This window comes from Candidatus Poriferisodalis sp. (assembly GCF_965198245.1).
GTDB lineage: Bacteria > Actinomycetota > Acidimicrobiia > Acidimicrobiales > Poriferisodalaceae > Poriferisodalis.
In genome coordinates this window covers 1,040,300-1,059,151 of sequence record NZ_OZ240249.1, presented here as the reverse complement: position 1 = coordinate 1,059,151, position 18,852 = coordinate 1,040,300, and the positions used below count along the sequence as shown (strand labels likewise).

20 protein-coding genes are annotated in these 18,852 nt (G+C 66.5%); 15 read left to right on the top strand and 5 right to left on the bottom strand.

What is annotated here, in order from left to right:
• Positions 1–29 precede the first annotated feature (29 nt).
• Genes ACOCMM_RS05000 through ACOCMM_RS04990 form a run of 3 tightly spaced genes read left to right on the top strand, consistent with a single transcriptional unit; the run spans position 30 to position 2,941 of the window.
• Complete coding sequence (locus ACOCMM_RS05000) at positions 30–1,208, top strand: hypothetical protein (protein ID WP_419552090.1); 1,179 nt, start codon at positions 30–32, stop codon at positions 1,206–1,208.
• A 51-nt stretch (positions 1,209–1,259) separates the two neighbouring features.
• A complete protein-coding gene (locus ACOCMM_RS04995) occupies positions 1,260–2,411 on the top strand; it encodes a hypothetical protein (protein ID WP_419552089.1) in 1,152 nt (383 codons plus the stop codon).
• Positions 2,412–2,419: 8 nt separating this feature from the next.
• Positions 2,420–2,941, top strand: coding sequence for a hypothetical protein (locus ACOCMM_RS04990; RefSeq protein WP_419552088.1), 522 nt, complete (start codon positions 2,420–2,422; stop codon positions 2,939–2,941).
• 7 nt (positions 2,942–2,948) lie between these two features.
• On the opposite strand, the gene ACOCMM_RS04985 is transcribed toward ACOCMM_RS04990, so the two are convergent.
• Together ACOCMM_RS04985 and ACOCMM_RS04980 are read right to left on the bottom strand one after the other, a co-directional pair.
• A complete protein-coding gene (locus ACOCMM_RS04985; RefSeq protein ID WP_419552087.1) occupies positions 2,949–3,773 on the bottom strand; it encodes an NUDIX hydrolase in 825 nt (274 codons plus the stop codon).
• Complete coding sequence (locus ACOCMM_RS04980; RefSeq protein WP_419552086.1) at positions 3,770–4,420, bottom strand: 5' nucleotidase, NT5C type; 651 nt, start codon at positions 4,418–4,420, stop codon at positions 3,770–3,772. The genes ACOCMM_RS04985 and ACOCMM_RS04980 overlap by 4 nt, the downstream gene beginning before the upstream one ends.
• A gap of 126 nt (positions 4,421–4,546) precedes the next feature.
• Between ACOCMM_RS04980 and nthB the strand changes: the two genes are divergently transcribed.
• The 7 genes from nthB to ACOCMM_RS04945 all read left to right on the top strand — a co-directional run bounded on the left by nthB (position 4,547) and on the right by ACOCMM_RS04945 (position 9,607).
• Entirely contained in the window at positions 4,547–5,290 is a 744-nt protein-coding gene (nthB, locus tag ACOCMM_RS04975) for a nitrile hydratase subunit beta (RefSeq protein WP_419552085.1), read from the top strand.
• Positions 5,291–5,310: 20 nt separating this feature from the next.
• Positions 5,311–5,943 carry a nitrile hydratase subunit alpha gene (gene nthA, locus ACOCMM_RS04970; RefSeq protein WP_419552084.1) on the top strand — a complete coding sequence of 211 codons (633 nt, stop codon included), beginning with the start codon at positions 5,311–5,313 and terminating at the stop codon, positions 5,941–5,943.
• Between the two features lie 25 nt (positions 5,944–5,968).
• Positions 5,969–6,310 carry a nitrile hydratase accessory protein gene (locus tag ACOCMM_RS04965; RefSeq protein ID WP_419552083.1) on the top strand — a complete coding sequence of 114 codons (342 nt, stop codon included), beginning with the start codon at positions 5,969–5,971 and terminating at the stop codon, positions 6,308–6,310.
• 45 nt (positions 6,311–6,355) lie between these two features.
• Positions 6,356–6,895 carry a UGSC family (seleno)protein gene (locus tag ACOCMM_RS04960; RefSeq protein WP_419552082.1) on the top strand — a complete coding sequence of 180 codons (540 nt, stop codon included), beginning with the start codon at positions 6,356–6,358 and terminating at the stop codon, positions 6,893–6,895.
• A 7-nt stretch (positions 6,896–6,902) separates the two neighbouring features.
• A complete protein-coding gene (locus tag ACOCMM_RS04955) occupies positions 6,903–8,033 on the top strand; it encodes a hypothetical protein (protein ID WP_419552081.1) in 1,131 nt (376 codons plus the stop codon).
• Complete coding sequence (locus ACOCMM_RS04950) at positions 8,030–8,521, top strand: MaoC family dehydratase (RefSeq protein ID WP_419552080.1); 492 nt, start codon at positions 8,030–8,032, stop codon at positions 8,519–8,521. The genes ACOCMM_RS04955 and ACOCMM_RS04950 overlap by 4 nt, the downstream gene beginning before the upstream one ends.
• A 66-nt stretch (positions 8,522–8,587) precedes the next feature.
• Positions 8,588–9,607, top strand: coding sequence for an acyl-CoA dehydrogenase family protein (locus ACOCMM_RS04945; RefSeq protein WP_419552079.1), 1,020 nt, complete (start codon positions 8,588–8,590; stop codon positions 9,605–9,607).
• Positions 9,608–9,617: 10 nt separating this feature from the next.
• Here the strand turns inward: ACOCMM_RS04945 and ACOCMM_RS04940 are convergent, their stop codons facing one another.
• Together ACOCMM_RS04940 and ACOCMM_RS04935 are read right to left on the bottom strand one after the other, a co-directional pair.
• Positions 9,618–10,460 carry an SMP-30/gluconolactonase/LRE family protein gene (locus ACOCMM_RS04940; RefSeq protein ID WP_419552078.1) on the bottom strand — a complete coding sequence of 281 codons (843 nt, stop codon included), beginning with the start codon at positions 10,458–10,460 and terminating at the stop codon, positions 9,618–9,620.
• A 168-nt stretch (positions 10,461–10,628) separates the two neighbouring features.
• On the bottom strand, positions 10,629–11,948 hold the full coding sequence (locus tag ACOCMM_RS04935; protein WP_419552077.1) for a cytochrome P450: 1,320 nt from the start codon (positions 11,946–11,948) through the stop codon (positions 10,629–10,631).
• Positions 11,949–12,075: 127 nt separating this feature from the next.
• On the opposite strand from ACOCMM_RS04935, the gene ACOCMM_RS04930 reads away from it, so the two are divergent.
• Both ACOCMM_RS04930 and ACOCMM_RS04925 read left to right on the top strand, forming a co-directional pair.
• Positions 12,076–13,059, top strand: coding sequence for an NAD(P)-dependent oxidoreductase (locus ACOCMM_RS04930; protein ID WP_419552076.1), 984 nt, complete (start codon positions 12,076–12,078; stop codon positions 13,057–13,059).
• Between the two features lie 60 nt (positions 13,060–13,119).
• A complete protein-coding gene (locus ACOCMM_RS04925) occupies positions 13,120–15,276 on the top strand; it encodes a DEAD/DEAH box helicase (protein WP_419552075.1) in 2,157 nt (718 codons plus the stop codon).
• Here ACOCMM_RS04925 and guaB read toward each other — a convergent pair.
• Positions 15,261–16,772: an IMP dehydrogenase gene (gene guaB / locus ACOCMM_RS04920; protein WP_419554822.1), complete on the bottom strand. Its 1,512-nt coding sequence runs from the start codon at positions 16,770–16,772 to the stop codon at positions 15,261–15,263. The genes ACOCMM_RS04925 and guaB overlap by 16 nt on opposite strands.
• A gap of 89 nt (positions 16,773–16,861) precedes the next feature.
• Here guaB and ACOCMM_RS04915 point away from each other — a divergent pair, with 89 nt between their 5' ends.
• The 3 genes from ACOCMM_RS04915 to ACOCMM_RS04905 all read left to right on the top strand — a co-directional run bounded on the left by ACOCMM_RS04915 (position 16,862) and on the right by ACOCMM_RS04905 (position 18,821).
• Positions 16,862–18,103, top strand: a complete 1,242-nt coding sequence (locus ACOCMM_RS04915; protein ID WP_419552074.1) for a glycosyl transferase — start codon at positions 16,862–16,864, stop codon at positions 18,101–18,103.
• A gap of 152 nt (positions 18,104–18,255) precedes the next feature.
• Positions 18,256–18,510 carry a hypothetical protein gene (locus tag ACOCMM_RS04910; RefSeq protein WP_419552073.1) on the top strand — a complete coding sequence of 85 codons (255 nt, stop codon included), beginning with the start codon at positions 18,256–18,258 and terminating at the stop codon, positions 18,508–18,510.
• Positions 18,504–18,821: a type II toxin-antitoxin system PemK/MazF family toxin gene (locus tag ACOCMM_RS04905; RefSeq protein WP_419552072.1), complete on the top strand. Its 318-nt coding sequence runs from the start codon at positions 18,504–18,506 to the stop codon at positions 18,819–18,821. The genes ACOCMM_RS04910 and ACOCMM_RS04905 overlap by 7 nt, the downstream gene beginning before the upstream one ends.
• Positions 18,822–18,852: the final 31 nt, after the last annotated feature.

Sequence of the window (18,852 nt, the reverse complement as noted above, 5' to 3'; positions counted from 1 at the left end):
CACGGCCCGACACGGTACTGTCGGAGCGGGTGGACGAGCGTCGAGGTGACCGCGCACTACTCGAGCGAATTGCCCTGTACCGGCACCGCCGTGAGCTGCCGCCGATCCAGCCAGTGCTGGTCAACGAGCTTGCCGAGTGGCTGAGAGCCCACGGCACCGACCCGCTCACCTATGTGAGCGATCTCTTCGAACGTCACCAGATCGTGTTCGTGGGTCACCACACCCCGACGCGACGAGCCGGGCTGTTCCTGCAAGACCTCGTTGCCGCTGCGTACCGATCCGGCGTGGGCATCGTGGCAATCGAGTACGCATGCGTCGACGACCAAACGCGGCTTGATGCGGTGGTCACTGGCACGACCTTCGACGAGCCACTCGCACGCGAGGCCTTGCTGCGCTGGGGCATCCGGCACAACTTTGCCTACCGCGAGTATCTGGACGTGCTGAGCGCGGTCTGGGAAGTGAACCGCCGCTTCGTCGGCGGCGGTGCACCGATGCGCGTGCTGGGGCTCGACTACGACTTGGACCTCGATGCCGTCACCGACACGGCAGACCTGCGCACGTCGTACGCATGGCCGCACCTGCGCAGTCGCGGCCCGGTGTCTGCCCACATGTGCGAGGTGCTGCTCGCCGAGGTGATCGAGCCCGGACATCGTGCGCTCGTGCTGACACGCACAGCCCATGCGCTCACGCGAGCGCGACGGCTACCGCACCGGGTATGGGATGCCATCGATGCCGAGGTCGTCGGCGGTTACGTGGTCGGCGCGGCGAACCGCCTATACGAGGTGGTGGCTGACCGTGCGGTCACGGTGCTGATCCACGAGCCGCTCCCCGCCGATGGCGAGCAGTGCGACTACGCGCTGGTTGCCGACGGCGTACTCGACGCGACGTTCGCCATGAACGACGACCTCGCCGTGCCGCTTGCCTTCGACGTCGACCGGGGTCCGCCGGCACGGCTCGGGTGCACCACGAGTCTCGACCGCGAGCCGCTCGGCAGCCTCGCCACCGGCTGGATCTATCTCGAACGGGACTACGAACGTCGGGCGCCCACGCCGCTGCCCGAACCCGTGCCAGCGGTGCACATGGAGCACGCTCGGCGGTACGCCCTCGACCCGGTGTTGCGGGACCGCCAATCGACCGTAGGCGACTTCGCGGCAGCGGTTTCCGAGTCGGCCGCGGCGGCCGAGCTGGCTTGGACACAAGTGCTCTAAGGCGGCCGCACTGTCAGGTTCCGGTCGGGATTCCGGGCAGACTCATTGGCAGTGCCGCCCGATGCCCCCACCGACGACGAGCGGCCGTCGCCCGCGCTCGCATCGCCGGAGGACTACCTCGGCGACATTTGTGGCCGACACCAAGTCGTCCTGCTAGGGGACCAGATCGGTGTTCGCCAGCATCTGCGCTTCTTGGCGGGCACGCTCGGCGAGCTTGCCGACAACGGAGTCTCCAACCTCGCCTGGGAGTTCACCAATTCGCGCCGTCAAGTCGAACTCGATGCCCTGACCGAAGCGTCAGCTTGGGACGACCGCGCCTGCGCCGACCTCTTTGTTGACCTGCTCGGGGCCGGATTCGGCTACCAGGAGTACGCCGACGTACTGCACGCCGTCTGGAAGCACAATCAAGCAGAACGCCGCCGAGACTCGGACCGGCGGCCCATCCGTATGATCGCGCTCGGCCTGCCGACCTACGTGGAAGACCCAGATCTGCTCGACGGTCGCTCAGCCGCCGAGATCGGGCTTCGCAACTGGTCGCTCGGCGGGCACTACCGCGACATGTCGGCGTTCCATGCCGCCAGCGTGCTCACCACCGAGGTGCTCCGTCGGGGAGAGCGAGCGCTCGTGTATATGAACATCGCCGCCACCACTACCGGCCTCGTCGAGTGGGCTGACCGCACGCCCACCACCTCCGCGGGAAACCTCCTGTGGCGCTGGATGAGTGACGGCTGTCGGCGAGTCGTCTTGCACGGCGCGGTGGCCGACACCACTGCGACGGAGCGCGTTGAGGAACTGGTCTCTCGCTCTCCAGAGGGGCGTGGCAGCACCGACATCCGCTTCGGATTGGACCTCGTGGCCTCGTCGCTCGGCAGCGTCGCGATGACTGAGGTACGCGGCTCGGTCGACGGTGCTGAGACCTCGCTGCGGCTGCGCGACGTCGCTGACGGCTACGTATATCTCGGCCCCCGCGCCGACTGGGAGCCGTGCTCGCTGATCGACGACCTGCTCACCGACGCGAACTTTGGGAGCGCTGAGGCTCGCTACCGGGCACTCGATCCCCGGCCGGAGTCCTACAGCCGCGACGAGCTCGAAGAGGTGCGCCGCAACGGCCAGCAGGAGCTGTCGGATGCGTGGCCGCCGTTGCCAGAGCCGCCCGAAGAGCCGAAGCCCCGCTTTGCTCGGTTCCGCAAGAATGACGCGTAACGGGCGCCGTGCTGCACCGCATTGACGAGATCCCGCTCGGAACGCCCGATGGAACCGGCCGGCTCTACGTCACGAACTTCTCCGCCGTCGGGCCGGACCCTCAGGCGGCGCTCGATCGCGTCGGGGCCTCGGTCATAGCGTGCATGCTGACAACTCGCGAGATCGAGCTGCGCTATCCGGAGTACGGCGAGTGGCTTGGGGAACAGGCCAGCACGACAACCAGTCCCCATACGCTGTGGCTCCCGACGCCCGATGGTGGCGTGACAAGCGATGGGCCAGTCCTCGAGCTCGTGGCTGCCATCGTCCGTGCGCTGGATCTCGGCGACAACGTGCTCATGCACTGCGGCGCAGGCATGGCTCGCACAGCGGTCATCGGCATTCTGACGATGGTCGCCTTTGGCGCCGATCCAGCGACAGCCGCTGTCGACTTCCGGGCTGCCCGCCCCGGCGGCGGCCCCGACGGCCCGCCCCAAGAACACCAACTCGCCCGCCTCAGGGGCGCCGCCCGGCAATTGCAAGCAAGCAGCTGAAGCGGCTTCAGCGTGTGACGGTGACGTTGCCGTCGTGTTCTTCCCAGCGCCAGCCGGAACGGACCATGGTGCAGCGACGACGAGGGCCAGGCGTGTCGAGGTCGCCGTCGGGAAAGGCAACGTCGCCGACATAGACCGCGACATGGCCCGGGTCGGACTCGGGTGACTGGATGATCTCGGTGTGGAAGCAGGTGTGTCCGCTCACGGAGGCCAGAACGTCTGCGGTGCGGCTGAAGCCCGACAACCACGTCAAGGTCACAAACGTGGGCGTGACGAACTCGATTTCTCCCGCTGCCCTGCGGGCGAGCGCAGCAGCAGGCGAGACCCAAGCGTGGTCGAGGATCTCGCTGCCGTCGACGGCCACTGCGTCCAGTTCGGCGGGGGCCGCGCAGATGAAGAACTGGGTCGAGAAGCGCTTGGGCCGGATTGGCGGCGGCAGCCAATGGGCGAAATGCACCAAACCGGCAGTTGAGAGGTCGATGCCTGCCTCCTCGTGCGCCTCTCGGATCGCCGCCGTGCAAAAGCCGCTGGCGTCGCCGTCGTGAAGTCCTGCTGCACCATCCATCGTGCGGGGATCGCAGGGACCCACGATGTCGCTGGGACTTTCCCTGTCGGGCGGATCGACCCGGCCCCCGGGAAACACCCACATGCCGCCGAAGAAACCACGTGAGTTTCGGCGCAGCATGAGCACTTCGATGTGCGCGCCGACGTCGCTTGCCGCGAGGTCGAAGCCGTGCCCGGGCGCCGCAGCCGGCTCAGCGTCTCGCAAGACGACCACCGTTGCCGCGTCGATCGGTGGAGACATTGCTGATGCACTCGGAGTGCTGCTCATGTCGTGTCCCGGGTGCGCAACTCGAGCCGGTCCGAGCCCGCATCCATGCCAGGCAGCGGGCGCGCCACAGCACTTCCGGCCGCCGCCATCAGCCCCACAATCATCTCCTCCACTTCGGACCAGTCGCGGGCACGCGGGCCGGCAAGGTGGGCGTTGTACGGTTGGTCGAACGTAATGACATGGCCGCCGGCAGCTCGAATGGCCTCGATGTTGTGCGGCGCGTCCTCGATATGGGCGTCGGCGTTCACCACCGACTTGTCGGCGAGGAAGCAGATGTCCCGGTAGGGAATGCGCTGCCGGTCAAGCCATTCCACCGTGTCGCTCACGGTGACCCGGTGGCCCCAGCTGGTGTAAAGCCGGTGCGTCACGATTCGGATCCAGACCCCGGCATCGGACAGCCGCCACAGCGCCTCCGAGCATCCTGCCATCGGCTCGATGTCACGGAACATGCGGTACTCGAGGACCGCCACCTTGTGCAGCTCTTCGAAGTCGCCCTCAGTGAAGCCCCACTCGGAGAAGCTCCAGCTGCGCACCAGTGGCAAGGTGTCTTCACTGACGTTCCGCTCACGCGCGACAACTCGCCGGAATGCCTCGGTGTGCTGCGCACACACCCCGTCCAGGTCGACTGCCAGCACGAACTCAGGCACCCCCGCAAGCTAACAACCTGACTGACGCAAACTCCGGCGATTACGGCCGGTTGCTGCGAACTGCGGCGACGACCGCCCCCGTGTCGAACTGCCGCGACGACCGCCGTAGGTGCGAAGCTGTTATCGATGCAGCCCAATGCTCATGAGCGCAGCGTTCACGACCTCGGCGGCGCCCCCGGATACGGACGGGTGCCCCACGAACCAGACGAGCCGCCGTTCCACGCCGATTGGGAACGGCGCGTCTTCGGACTGCTCGGCGCCGTGACAGCTTCGACGGCTCGCCGCCCCGGCGAGTTCCGCTACGTCCTCGAACGCCTGAATGCCGGCGATTACTTCGACCATGGCTATTACGGCCGCTGGCTGGCAGGTTTCGAAGTTCTGCTCGCCGAGTACGGCGTGGTCAGCCCTGACGAGATGACCAGCGCGGTTGCCCGAGCAGCGCAACTGACCGAGGCAGAGGCCGCTGGGGTTTCCCCAGCCCTGCGAGCCGCCCCATTTACCGCACGCGACCGTGCGCTGATGCCCTCAGATCGACCCACTCCGGCACCGGAGCGCCGCACCGTTCGGCGTGATCTCGCCGAGCCTCCCCGCTTCAGCGTCGGAGATCGCGTGGTGGCCCCGGCTCCGCCACAGCCGGGCCACACACGGCTGCCGGGCTACGCAGTGGGCAAGCCAGGCACCGTGGTGAAACTGCATCCCGCCGAAGTCCTGCCTGACAGCACTGCGCACGACCTGGGCGAGCGGCCGCAGCACGTGTACTGCATCGGGTACGACGCCCGAACGCTGTGGGGCGACGACGCTGAACCAAACGCAACGGTTCACGTCGACCTCTACGAGTGCTACCTGACCAGAGCAGAGGCCGCCAGCTGAGACGGGTGACGGAGGGACACATGCACGACGACCACGGAAACGGCCACGGCCATCACCACGACGATCACGACGCTTCATCGCCAGAAATCCGCGTGGAAGCGCTTGAGGACTTGCTGGTCGCCAAGGGCCTCGTCGATCCTGAGCGGATCGATGCGACCATCCGGCATTTCGAGCACGACATCGGGCCGATGATCGGAGCGCGGCTGGTGGCGCAAGCGTGGACTGATCCTGCTCTGCGACAGCGTCTGCTGACCGAGGCCGACGCCGTCGTCGCCGACATGGACATCCGAGGTGCCGAGATCGAGCACATTGAGGTGAAGGCCAACGAAGCCGGTGTCCACAACGTGGTGGTCTGCACGCTGTGCTCGTGCTACCCGTGGGCGCTGTTGGGACTGCCGCCGAACTGGTACAAGAGCCCCGAGTACCGGGCCCGCGTGGTGCGTGAGCCGAGAGCCGTGCTGGCCGAGATGGGCCTGGAACTCGAGACCGACACCGAGGTGCGCATCTGGGACTCGAGCTCCGAAACCAGGTTCCTGGTGCTGCCGGAGCGGCCTGCCGGCACCGATGGCTGGCCTGCCGAACGTCTGGCCGAACTCGTGACGCGCGACTCGATGATCGGCGTAGCCCGCGCTGCGCAGCCCGACAACCAATGACGGCCAACAACCTGACGGGACAGCAATGAGCATCGATGTGCTGGAAGGCACCACGGCCGCTCCGCCGCGCGACAACGGCGAACTGGTCTTCTCCGAACCGTGGCAGGCGCGAGCGTTCGGTCTTGCAGCCGATCTCGTAGATGGCGGTCACTTCACCTGGGACGAGTTCCGCGAGCACCTCAGCGAGGCGATCGCCGTCGCCGAAACGACCGCTGCCAGCGGCGACGCACCTGAGGCCTGGGACTACTACCGCTGCTGGCTGATCGCGCTCGAACATGCAGTAGCCGATCACGGGCTGCTGGCCACCGAATCGTTGGCCAACCGCGCTGAGCGGTACGCGGCTCGGCCGTCCGGTCACGACCACTGATCCCCACAGCACGCACGCCTGCGGCGCGGGTGTCAGACTGGACCCATGAGCACCCTCACCTTCCATGATCCGCGGGGCGAGGCCAAGATTGCGCCCGAGCCGTACAGCTTGAGCACACGGCTCGATCAGCCGATCACCATCGGCCTGGTCGCCAATGGCTTCCCGGACAGCGTCCGCTTCCTCGACCATGTCGAGAAGGCGCTTGCCGAGCGGCTTCCGGCTGCATCGTTCTACCGCTACGACAAGGGCGACGCCTCGTCGGTTGTCGGCGAAGGAATGCTCGCCGACATCCGCTCCGAATGCGGTGCGGTGATCGCGGCGTACGGCCATTGAGGCAGCTGCACCTCTGGCACCGTGCGTGACAGCATCTCCGTCGCCCGGCAGGGCATTCCCGCTATCGCACTCGTCACCGATGCGTTCTGGCCCCAAGGCGACTTCGTGGCCGCCGCCACCGGCATGCCGGCTGTTCCCCGCATCCGGCTGCCGCATCCGGTCGCCGGCAGCGGCGAGGACAACATGGCTCGGGTGGCAGCCGACATCGCGCCGCAGATCGTGGCGATCCTGAGCGGCGCCGTCACGAACTGATCATGCCGTGACGCTCTTGGAGGCCCGCAGCGAGGCCGACGCGCTCGAAGAACTGCACGCGCTCGGGCTCACCGACGGTCTGCCGGTCGTCATCCCGACTCCTGAACGAGTGGCAGCGATGGTGATCGCGACGGGGCTCGATCCCGACGTCGAGTTGGGTGTCATGGGTCCCGCGCACGGCGTGGCGAGTGTTGAGAAGGTGGCCACAGCGGCCGTCATGGCGGGCTGCTTGCCTGACCACGTGCCGGTTGTCGTCGCCGCAGTGCGAGCCGTGTGCAAACCCGAGTTCGACCTGACCGAGATGCAGAGCACCACCCACTGCACCGCGCCACTCATCGTGGTGTGCGGACCCGCTCGGCACCAATGCGGGGGCGTCGCCTCGGGCTTCGGGGCGCTGGGTCCGGGTCACCGGGCCAATGCCTCCATAGGTCGGGCGCTGCGACTGGCGATGATGAATATCGGCGGCGCCCGCCCGGGGGTCTCCGATATGGCGCTTCACGGCCATCCGGGCAAGTTCACCTACTGCATTGCAGAGGACACCGAGAACAGCCCGTTCGCGCCGCTGCATACGTCGTTCGGCTACGAACCCGACCAGAGCGCAGTGATCGTGACGGGTGCCGAAGCGCCCCACTCGACGATCTTCACCGGCGACGCCGACGATCCCGAATCGGCGAGCCGGCTGCTGAACGTCATCGCCGCCGTCATGGCAAACCCGGGCAGCAACAATGCCCACCTGCGCCACGGCTCGGTTGTGGTGATCATGAATCCGGACCACACGACCGTGCTTGAGCGGGCGGGACTGACTCGGGAGGATGTGCAGGCTGAGCTCGCCGCGAGGGCAGCCAACTCCGCAGCGATGCTCGCCCATGTCGGATCCGTGTTCCATTTGGCGCGTGACTCTTCGCCCGACGATATGGTGCCGATCTTGAAGGACCCGAGCCGGATCGTCCTCTTCCAAGCGGGTGGAAAGGGCCTGTACACGATGGTGATGCCGTCGTGGTGCGCCGGGCCGCACCAGAACCCGGTGGTCCACGCCGAGATCGAACTCGACCAGGTCTGCGAGGTGCCCTGGGCGGCCGACGCTCTCGGTGTCGGCGCATCAGACACAGCAGCCGACGGACAAGGATCTGCCCGATGAGCGGTGCGCCCCGACCTCACGGCGGCTTGTGGTTCGAGGAACTGACACCGGGGCTGGTGATCCACCATCGGCTGCGGCGATCCATCACCGAAGCCGACAACGTCATCTTCACGACCATGACGATGAACCCGGCGGCCCTCCATCTCGACTTCGAGTACGCCCGCACGGAAACCCAGTTCGGCAAGCCGCTCGTGAACTCGATGTTCACTGCCGCAGTCGTCGTCGGCATCTCGGTGCACGAGACCACGCACGGCACCACTGTCGCCAACTTGGGCTTCGAGCGCATGGACTTCCCGGCACCGGTCTTCCACGGTGACACGCTGCGTGTCGAGAGCGAAGTCGTGTCAGCCCGGGGTTCGAAGAGCAAACCCGATCAGGGCATCGTGCTGTTCGAGCACCGCGCCTACAACCAGGACGACACCCTCGTCGCCATCATGCGGCGCAATGCCCTCATGTGGCGCCAGCCTGCCGAGGGGACAGACGCCTGAGAGCGCTGGTTCGTTGTTCCAATTGACCCGAGGCATGTTGCTGTCGCCCGTGCATCCTTGAGCGACATGGATCCCGAGGCACCGCCTGGCGCCAACGCGTTGCTGCACACAGCACGGCAGCTCGCGGGCGACGTGCTTCTTGGGCGCTCGCTGGATGTGGACGCAGCCGGAACGGTGCCCGAGGACAATCTGGACTTGTTGCGCGACGCCGGCTTCTACGGCCTGTGGACGCCACGTGAGGTCGGCGGCTGCGGCTTCGACGAACTCGAACGGCTCGCGATTCTCGAGGCACTGGCTGGTGGCTGCCTCACCACGGCATTCGTCTGGGCACAGCACGGCGGCGGGTCGGCGGCCGCTGCACGCATGCCTGTGGGCTCGCCGCTGCACGATCGCTGGGCTCGTGCCCTTGCGACCGGCAAGTCCCGCAGCGGCGTGGCGTTCGCGCATGTCCTGCGTCCTGAGCCGTGCCTGTTCGCGGAACGTTCTGGCGACGGCTGGTCACTGCGTGGTGTGGCGCCCTTCGTGACCGGGTGGGGCCATATTGACGCCGTGCTGACCGCTGCCCACACCGCGGACCGTCTGGTCTGGATGCTGATCCCGGCGATCGAGGCGCCCACGTTGCAGTCGCGCCGTCTGTGTCTGGCCGCGGTGGACTCGTCGGTCACCGTCGAGCTGCATTTCGACGGCCACATCGTCGGCGACGACTCTGTCGTCGAGGTCATTAGTTACGACGAGTGGCTGGCTGGCTACCGCCTGGGACTGCGAACCAACGGGGCGCTCATGCTGGGGGTTGCCTCACGAGCGTTGGCATTGCTGGGTCCATCACCGCTTGACGCGGAGCTCGACACGGCACGCCGGGCCCTGCATGCCGCCGAGGTGGACGACATGCCCGAGCGACGTGCACAGGTCGGATACGTGGGCATCCGCGCGACGAGCACGCTCGTGTCATCGGTCGGTGGGCGTGCCATCACGCTCGGCCATCACGCGCAACGCCTCGCCCGCGAGGCCTTGTTCCTGCTCGTCCAAGGCCAGACCGCCGAGATCCGTGCCGGGCACCTGCGCCGCCTCGGCGCTGCAGACGGCTAGAGAACGCCGGCTAGGGCAGGCCGGCGCCGGGAATGTCGACCCGCACGGTCTCGATGCGACCCCGCGGGGGTTGATCTGCGGGTGGCCGCGATGTCGGTGCGGTGACCATGTAGAGGGTGCGCCGGTCGTCGTCGCCGAGCATGCACGCGAAACAGTTCAGCTCCAGCTCGATGACGTCGGTGACCTCGCCGCCATCCACCACCCGGAAGCAGCTGGCGTTCAGGGGATCGGCGACCCAGATGCCGCCGGCCTCGTCCAAGCAGATGCCGTCGGGCACTCGTTCGCCGAGCTCGGCGAACGTGCGCCGGCCGCTGAGCGAGCCATCGGGCTCGATGTCGAATGCGGTCATGCGGCGGCCGTAGCTCTCGGCAACCACCATGTGACGGCCGCTGAGGTCAATCACGGTGCCGTTGGGAAAGTCGAATCCGTCGGGTCCTGGCCGCGCCGTCCCGTCAGGGGCCACGATCGCCAGCGTGGCCTGGGCGAACGTCTCTCCCGCCCCGTCGTCGAAGCCGAAGTTGCCGACGTAGGCCGTTCCGTCGGCCGCGACGACCATGTCGTTGCAGGGCCCGCCGGCGATGTGCGACAGGTCGGCATAAAGCGACTCATTGCCACCGGCGTCGAGTCGCCGGAGCTGCCGATCGAGCATCGACACGAATAGCAGGTCCCCGTTCGGCAGCCAGCCCAGTCCCGATGGCTGGGTCGGCACGCTGTGGATCAGCTCCTCGTGGCCGTCGGACGTCACGGTGAAGATGCCGTGGCGATAGAAGTCGCTGTACCACAGCTTGCCGTCTCGCCAGCGGGGGCCTTCGCCGAACCTGAGCCCGGTCACCACTACGTCGGTCGCCGTCATGCGTGCCGACGCTAGTGGCGTGTCCGAGGGTGCCTGCAATTGCCGCTCTTCTGTGTGCAGAAACGCTCCCTCAGCCAGCATTTCTGCACAGAGAAGCGGCGACCGGCATTCTTTGTGCAAGTTTGCCGCCTGTGGCGGCATTTCTGCACACAGAACGACAGCCGGCCCCTAGCGGCGCGGAACGACCATCTGATGCTTGATCGGACCGACGTGGAGGTGGCCGATGCGCGACTGGCCGCCCTCGAGCTTCAACCCGTCGAGCAGCGGCGCCACCACCCGGAAGAACGCCCGCAGCTCCCAGCGAGCCAGGTGCACGCCTAAGCAGAAGTGGGCGCCATGGCCGAATGCGAGGTGGTCGTTCGGAGTGCGCTGAAGGTCGAAGCGGTACGGATCGGGGAATTGGCGATCGTCACGGTTAGCTGACGGGTACCACACGCCGACGTGCTCGCCCGCTTTGATCTTCTGGCCTCCCAATTCGGTGTCGACCGTGCAGGTGCGTGCGAACTGGATCACCGGCGACGTCCAGCGCAGGATCTCCTCCACCGCTGTCTCGACCGCCCCGCCGGCGTCGCCGGCGTCAGTACGCCGGTCGTCGTCGATCCGCTTGTTGAGCAGGTCGAGCTGGTCGCGGTGCTCCAGCAACGCAATCATCCCGCCGCTGGCGGCGTTCCGGGTTGTCTCATTCCCGGCCGCGATCATCAGGCGCAGGTAGCCGACGAGCTGCTGGGGCGTCAGCGGCCCTGAGTCGATCTCCGAACGCAACAGAATGCTCACCAGATCCCGGCCGTCGGCGCCGTCGCTCCGGCGCTGCCTGATCAGGCCGCCGATCCACGTGTCGAACTCGCGGATCATCCGCGCCCGCATGTCGTCGTGAGCCTCGCCCGGCTCGCAGAACCGATCCAGGTCGGGATCGTCGAACAGCACGGCCGTCCAGGCGTGCACCTGTTCCCAATCGTCGGCCGAGACGCCGACCATCTCGCAAATCGCAGCTAGCGGCAGCTTCACCGCCAGGTCTTCGACCAAGTCCGCTGTGCCCTCGGCCGCGATGCGGCCCATGAACTGGTCGGCGAAGCGTTGGGCGTGCCGCTCCAACGACTCGGACCTGGCGCGCATCGCCTTCGGCGTGAAATCCGGCACCACCAGGCGACGCAGATCCCAGTGGTCGGGGCGGTCCTTGAAGATGAAGTCCGGCGGCTCGTCGGGGTCCCAGCCGATCTCGATCGCCCGTTGGCGGTATCTCGTCCAGAAACGCAGGTCGCGGTCGGCGTCAGCCAGACGCAAGCGCCCGCCTCCATTGATGAACGTGCGGTTCTGACCCGAGACCCACTTCACGTCGGAGTAGCGGGTGATCGCCCAGAACGGGACGATGTTGTCACGCACGTACCAATAGATCGGAGCCTCGTCGCGCAGCATGTCCCACTCGGCCCATGGATAGCCCTCAGCCGCATATCGCTCGGTGTCGTGAATCACCACGTCGTCGACTTGCATGGGGTTCGCCTCACTCAGGTGCGGATGCTCGCCAGCAACAACCGGAACAACGGTAGCGAGCCGCTCAGCGGCGTCGCTGAGTTGGATGGGCCTGCTGCGGCCTGAGGCGCAGCGCAATACTGGCGCCATGGAACACGAGTCGGCCGAGCTGCCGATTGTCTGGTTTGACCGTCCTGCGGGCGGTCTGCTGCGCGAGCTGCTCGACGGGAAGGCCCGCATTGTTGATGTGCGTGACGATGACCCGCTGGAGGGCATCGAACGCGCCCACGGCGCCATAGTCGGCGCCGCGATCCGCTACAACCGCACCGTCTACGAACGTGCGCCGAACCTGCGGGTCGTTGCTCGTGCGGGGATCGGCTACGACAACTTGGACCTCGACGACGCCACCACTTACGGCATCGCAGCGTGCAACACGCCCGACGGTCCGACCGTCTCCACGGCTGAGCACGCAGTGGCGCTGATCTTCGCCGCAACCAAGGGCGTCCGCGAATCGGTCGATCGGCACGAAGCCGGCGACGGCAACTACTGGGCGCGCCACAGCCACTTGGAACTGGACGGTTCGACGCTCGCGCTGCTCGGGCTCGGACGCATCGGCGGCTACGTGGCCCGCGTGATGTCAGCGGTCGGCATGAACATTGTGGCCTACGACCCCTACGCCAGCGACGAGCGCTTCGCCGAGTTCGGTGCACGGCGCGCGACCGCACCCGCCGCCGCAGTCGCCGATGCTCACGTCGTGTCGGTGCACGCTCCGCTGAGCGACGCGACCCGGCATCTGGTGAATGCCAACTTGCTCGCGGCGATGCGCGAAGGCGTCTACGTCGTCAACACCTCACGCGGCGGCTTAGTGGATCAGGATGCGCTCTTGGCGGCTCTGGATTCGGGACGAGTGCGTGCAGCGGCACTCGATGTCAGCGAGCCCGAGCCGCTGCCGCCCGATCACCCCCTGCTGGGTCGCCCCGACGTGGTGGTCACACCACATGTGGCCTCTGCCACCAATGCCGGTCGTCGCCGCATCTTCACTCACGCAGTAACCGAGGTGATGACAGCCCTTGGAGGCGACCAGCCGCCGAACATGCTCAACCCCGAAGCCTGGCCTGGCCGCAGCGCCTGAAGTGCGGTTACGCCCCCGCACACACCGGCACCACAACCCCGGACATAGCCTCCGATACCAATGACAGACGCGGCATCGGCGGCACGACTGCTGGCGACGTTCCTGCCCCGCGAGCCCGATCCCGACTCGCTGCTGGACGCGTTTCTGGCCTACACCGACGAAATCGGCCTGGAGCTGTATCCGGCTCAGGAAGACGCGATCCTCGAGATCTTCGGCGGCAACCACGTCATCATCACCACGCCAACCGGCTCTGGGAAGTCACTGGTCGGACTTGCGGCGCACTTCGAAGCGGTCGCCCGCGGCTATCGCAGCTATTACACAGCGCCGGTCAAGGCGCTGGTATCGGAGAAGTTCTTCGCCCTGTGCGGTGAGTTGGGTACGGCCAGCGTCGGCATGGTGACCGGCGACGGCGCGGTGAATCCCGACGCGCCGGTGGTGTGCTGCACACAAGAGATCCTTGCCAATCTCGCGCTGAGCCACGGTGCCGACGCCCCGGTCGACAGCGTCGTCATGGACGAGTTTCACTTCTATTCCGATCGGGATCGGGGCTGGGCCTGGCAGGTGCCCTTGCTGGAATTGACCCGCACACAGATGGTGCTCATGAGCGCGACGCTGGGGCCGACGACACGTTTCGCCGAGGACCTGCGGCGTCGCTCGGGCCGCGAGGTCGCCACGGTGACGGGGGCAGAGCGTCCGGTGCCGCTCACCTTCACCTACCGCGAGACGACCCTGCACCAGTCACTTGAGGAGCTGCTGGAACTGCGGCGTGTACCCGCCTACATCGTTCACTTCACCCAGAGGGCCGCCAACGAGCGTGCTCAGGCGCTGACCAGCATGAACGTGCTTACGAAGGACGAGAAGGCTGCAGTTGCCGCCGAGATCGTCGGCTTCGGCTTCGATTCGCCTTTCGGCCGCGACATTCAGCGGTTCATCAAGGCCGGCATCGGCGTGCACCACGCGGGGCTCCTTCCCAAGTACCGGCTGCTCGTCGAACGGCTGGCTGGCATGGGCCTGCTCAAGCTGATCTGCGGCACCGACACGCTCGGCGTCGGTGTGAACGTCCCGATCCGAACGGTGGTGTTCACACAGCTCTGCAAGTACGACGGGCGCGATACCCGCGTCCTGACGGTGCGCGACTTCCAGCAGATCGCCGGACGGGCCGGCAGGCGAGGCTTTGACCACGAGGGCTTCGTGTGGTGCCAGGCCCCAGAGCACGAAGTGGAATACGCCATCGCTGTGGAGAAGGCTCGCGAGAAGTTCGGCGACGACCCTGCCAAGCTCCGCAAGGTCCGGCGCCCATCTCCTCCCAAGCGCGGCTATGTGGCGTGGAACGCCGACACCTTCGAAAGGCTGGCATCAGGCCAACCTGAAGCCCTGCAATCCCGCTTTGACGTCTCGCACTCGATGCTCATGCACGTGCTGGACCGGCCCGGTGACGGCCGTGCCGCAATGAAGCGGCTGCTCACCGACAACCACGAGACGCGCAAATCCAATCGCAACCACATCCGTCGTGCGATCTCGATCTACCGGGCGCTGGTGGCCGCAAATGTCGTCGAACAGCTCGACGAGCCCGATGATGAGGACCGGCTTGTGCGCGTCAACGTCGATCTGCAGCTGGAGTTCGACTTGACCCACCCGCTCTCGCCGTTCGCACTCGACGCGATCGAGTTCCTCGACCGGGACGAGCCGACCTACGCGCTGGACGTGCTCAGCGTGCTGGAGTCAACGCTCGAGAATCCGACGATCGTGCTGGAGCGCCAGCGAGACATGGCCCGCACCGACCTGCTGGCTGAGATGAAGGCCGAAGGCATCGAATACGAAGAGCGCATGGAGCGCCTCGAAGAGGTCGAATGGCCCAAGCCGCTGCGCGACTGGCTCTACGACAGCTTCAACGCCTGGTCGACGAACCACCCCTGGCTTGGCAACGAGAACGTCCGCCCCAAATCAGTCGCCCGCGACATGTACGAGCGCGTCATGACGTTCCGCGAGTACGTCAACCACTACGGCATCAAAGGCTCCGAAGGAGTGCTCCTCCGCTACCTCAGCGACGCTTACAAGGCACTCTCGCGAAACGTCCCCGAACATCACCGCAGCGACGACATCGTGGAGCTGACCCGCTGGCTCGGCGACACCGTCCGCAAGACCGACAGCAGCCTCATCGACGAATGGGAACGCCTCGAGCGGCTGAGCCAGGCTGAGAATCAGGTCGGCGCCTGATAGTTCGGCGCCTCTTTGGTGATCAGGATGTCGTGGGGGTGGCTCTCGCGCAGCGCTGCCGCCGTCACGCGAACGAACCGGGTGCGCAATCGCATGTCGCTGATGCTCGCGGCGCCGCAGTAGCCCATCGCCTGGCGCAGCCCGCCGATCAACTGGTGCAGCACTCCCCCAAGCGGTCCCTTGTAGGCCACCCGTCCCTCAATCCCCTCGGGTACGAGCTGGTCGGGATCGCGGCGGTCCTGGAAGTACCGATCCTTCGAGAAGCTGCGTCCGACCATGGCACCGATCGAGCCCATACCCCGGTATTCCTTGAACCGTTCTCCCTGGTAGAGCACCACCTCGCCCGGCGATTCGTCGGTGCCGGCCAGCAAGCTGCCCACCATGGCGCTGTGCGCCCCGGCAGCGATGGCCTTGGCTAGGTCGCCGGAGAACTGCATGCCCCCATCCGCGATTACCGGCACACCAGCCGCAGCAGCCTCGGCCGCGCAGTCGATCACCGCGGAGACTTGCGGCACGCCCACGCCAGCCACTACCCGGGTCGTGCAGATCGAGCCCGGGCCGATCCCGACCTTGATCGCATCGGCGCCGGCTTCGACGAGTGCCCGGGCAGCGTCGGCCGTGGCCACGTTGCCCGCGACTACCTCGACAGGGTGATTCGCCTTGATCTTCGCCACGGTTTCGATGACGTCCCGGCTGTGACCATGCGCCGTATCGACCACGATGGCGTCGACGTCACGCTCGATCAGCGCCGCGGCCCGCTCCAGCGTCTCGGGCCCGGTGCCGACAGCGGCGGCTACCAGCAACCGGCCCAGCTCATCCTTGGAGGCGTTCGGGAACTGGATTCGCTTCTGGATGTCCTTCACCGTGATGAGGCCGACAAGCCGAAAGTCGTCGTCGACGATCGGCAGCTTCTCGATGCGGTGGCGGGCAAGCACGACCTGCGCCTCGTCGAGCGTGATCGGTGCCTGCGCGGTTACCAGTCCCTGCGACGTCATCACCTCGTGGATCGGGCGGCTCCAGTCAGTCTCGAAGCGAAGGTCGCGGTTGGTGAGGATCCCGACGAGGTGCCCCACGGGGTCGGTAATCGGCACCCCGCTGATCTTGAAGCGGGCCATCAGATCCTCGGCTTCGGAGACCAGGTTGTCGGGGCCCAGCGTGAAGGGCTCGTTGATCATCCCCGACTCTGATCGCTTCACCCTGTCGACCTCGGCGGCTTGGTCGGCAATGGCCAGGTTGCGGTGAATCACGCCGATGCCGCCGTGCCGGGCCATCGCGATGGCCAGCCGCGCCTCGGTGACCGTGTCCATCGCGGCACTCACGAGCGGGACTGCGAGCGTGATGCCTCGCGTGAAACGCGTCGACGTGTCGACCGAATCGGGCAGCACGTCGGATGCCTCAGGCACGAGCAGCACGTCGTCGAAGGTCAGCCCATCGGCGGCGAATTTGGCCTCAAGCGACGGGAATCCGACCGGCGGGCGCTGCGGCGTCGAGACCATGGCGCACGATACCGCGCGACCCTCCGCGATCTGGCGACCGGCAACGGCGGGCACGGTAGGTTGCACGCGGTCAACCGACGGGGCGCGATGTGGCCGATTTCCAGCAGCACGAGTCGATCGCGACGCTCCACCGGCTGAGCGATCGCCCCGTCGAGAGCTTCGAAGCCGACTTGTTCGAGCGGTCGCGCCGCAGTCCCATCGCCCTCATCATTCCGGCGCTGTACAGCGAGCTCGGCGGACCAGCGCTCAGCCCCATCGTCGACGAGATCGCCAAGATCACGTACCTCGACGAGATCATCATCGGCATCGATCGAGCGAATGCCGCAGAGTTTGCCGAGGCCAAGCAGTTCTTCTCCCGCTTGCCGCAGCGCACCCGCCTGCTGTGGAATGACGGGCCTCGACTGCGCAACATCGACGAACAGCTGGCCGATCGGGTGCTCGCCCCCTCCGAGCCGGGCAAGGGCCGCAACGTTTGGTACTGCCTCGGCTACTTCCTGGCGTCAGGCCGCTGCGAGAACGTGGCCCTGCACGACGCCGACATTCTCACCTACGACCGCGGGATGCTGGCTCGGCTGCTGTACCCGATCCTGCATCCCACCTTCGGGTACTCGTTCTCGAAGGGCTACTACTACCGAGCCAGTGGCGATGTGTCCGCAGACGGCCTCGGCGCGAACGGGCGGATGAACGGCCGAGTGGTCCGACTACTGGTCACGCCGTTGTTGAGAGCGCTGCGCGCCACCATCGGCGAGCACGACTACCTGCGGTATCTCGATGGCTTCCGCTACCCGCTTGCCGGCGAATTCGCTATGAAGCTCGACATGACGCGCAGCATTCGCATACCGAGCGACTGGGGTCTCGAGATCGGCGTGCTGTCGGAGGTGTACCGCATCTACCAGGGGCGCCGGATCTGCCAGGTCGACATCGCCGATCGTTACGACCACAAACACCAGGAGCTGTCGGTGGCCGATGCGAACGCCGGGCTCCACAAGATGAGCCGCGACATCGCAAAGGCCATCTATCGCAAGCTGGCGATCGACGGCACCGTGCTGGGCACCGAGACCTTCCGCACCGTGAAGGCCGTCTACTACCGCAACGCTCTGGACCTCGTCAGCCACTACCGCAACGACGCCTCGTTCAACGGCTTCGACTTCGATCTCCATGCCGAGGAAACGGCGGTCGAATTGTTCGCGGCGGCGATCATGGAAGCAGGCGACGAGTTCCTGAACGATCCGATGGGAACACCGTTCATCCCCAACTGGTCGAGGGTGCAAAGCGCCGTCGACGGAGTGCTCGAACAGCTCTACGAAGCAGTCGAGCTGGACAACGCCTGAGGGTGCCGGGACAGTCCTGCGTTTCGGGAACAGCGGTCGGGTAACTGCAGATCAGCGACCCGCACATGACGACAAAGGGCGCTTCTCGAGGTTCTGCTCGCGGTACACACTCGTCTTGCATGTCATTTTCCATACCAACATAGAATGCAGTCATGGCAACAGAGCAAATCGCTGTTCGACTCCCAGCGAGCCTGTTGAGCGAACTCGACGAGCTCGTCCACAGCGGTGCGTACCGGAGCCGGGCGGCGGCAGTGCGGGCCGGCATCGAGATCATTGCCGAAATCGAACGCCGACAACTGGTCGACCAAACGATCGTCGACGGCTACGAGCGCTGCCCGCCGACTGAAGCCGAAGATCAGGCGGCGTGGAACTCCTTGAAGGCATCGATCCTCGAAGAGCCGTGGTGACGCCGGTTCGGGGGGAAATCTGGTGGGGCGAAATCGAGTCGATCGGCCAGCGCCCGTACTTGGTGATGACCCGCTCGGCGGCAATTGAGGTGCTGAACAGCGTGGTCGCAGCGCCCGTGACGCGCACGATACGGCGCATCCCAACCGAGCTTCCGCTTGGTCCGCGCGACGGGATGCCGGCGGACTGTGTCGCGACGTTCGACAACCTGACGACGGTGCCGCGCGCGAATCTGGTCGAGCGGATCTGCACGCTCAGAGGGCAGCGGCTTGCCGAGGCCTGCGCCGCCCTCCATCTCGCGCTGGATTGCTAGCAGAGCCCGATGCCCGACATGGGGGACCAGC

What these genes read in the sequence shown, in the direction of transcription:
- ACOCMM_RS04950 (WP_419552080.1), top strand. Translation starts at nt 8,030, where the DNA reads ATGAGCGGTGCGCCCCGACCTCACGGCGGCTTGTGGTTCGAGGAACTG.
- ACOCMM_RS04985 (WP_419552087.1), bottom strand. Translation starts at nt 3,773, where the DNA reads ATGAGCAGCACTCCGAGTGCATCAGCAATGTCTCCACCGATCGACGCG.
- guaB (WP_419554822.1), bottom strand. Translation starts at nt 16,772, where the DNA reads ATGGTCTCGACGCCGCAGCGCCCGCCGGTCGGATTCCCGTCGCTTGAG.
- nthA (WP_419552084.1), top strand. Translation starts at nt 5,311, where the DNA reads ATGCACGACGACCACGGAAACGGCCACGGCCATCACCACGACGATCAC.
- ACOCMM_RS04930 (WP_419552076.1), top strand. Translation starts at nt 12,076, where the DNA reads ATGGAACACGAGTCGGCCGAGCTGCCGATTGTCTGGTTTGACCGTCCT.
- nthB (WP_419552085.1), top strand. Translation starts at nt 4,547, where the DNA reads ATGCAGCCCAATGCTCATGAGCGCAGCGTTCACGACCTCGGCGGCGCC.
- ACOCMM_RS04925 (WP_419552075.1), top strand. Translation starts at nt 13,120, where the DNA reads ATGACAGACGCGGCATCGGCGGCACGACTGCTGGCGACGTTCCTGCCC.
- ACOCMM_RS04945 (WP_419552079.1), top strand. Translation starts at nt 8,588, where the DNA reads ATGGATCCCGAGGCACCGCCTGGCGCCAACGCGTTGCTGCACACAGCA.
- ACOCMM_RS04965 (WP_419552083.1), top strand. Translation starts at nt 5,969, where the DNA reads ATGAGCATCGATGTGCTGGAAGGCACCACGGCCGCTCCGCCGCGCGAC.
- ACOCMM_RS04935 (WP_419552077.1), bottom strand. Translation starts at nt 11,948, where the DNA reads ATGCAAGTCGACGACGTGGTGATTCACGACACCGAGCGATATGCGGCT.
- ACOCMM_RS04940 (WP_419552078.1), bottom strand. Translation starts at nt 10,460, where the DNA reads ATGACGGCGACCGACGTAGTGGTGACCGGGCTCAGGTTCGGCGAAGGC.
- ACOCMM_RS04910 (WP_419552073.1), top strand. Translation starts at nt 18,256, where the DNA reads ATGGCAACAGAGCAAATCGCTGTTCGACTCCCAGCGAGCCTGTTGAGC.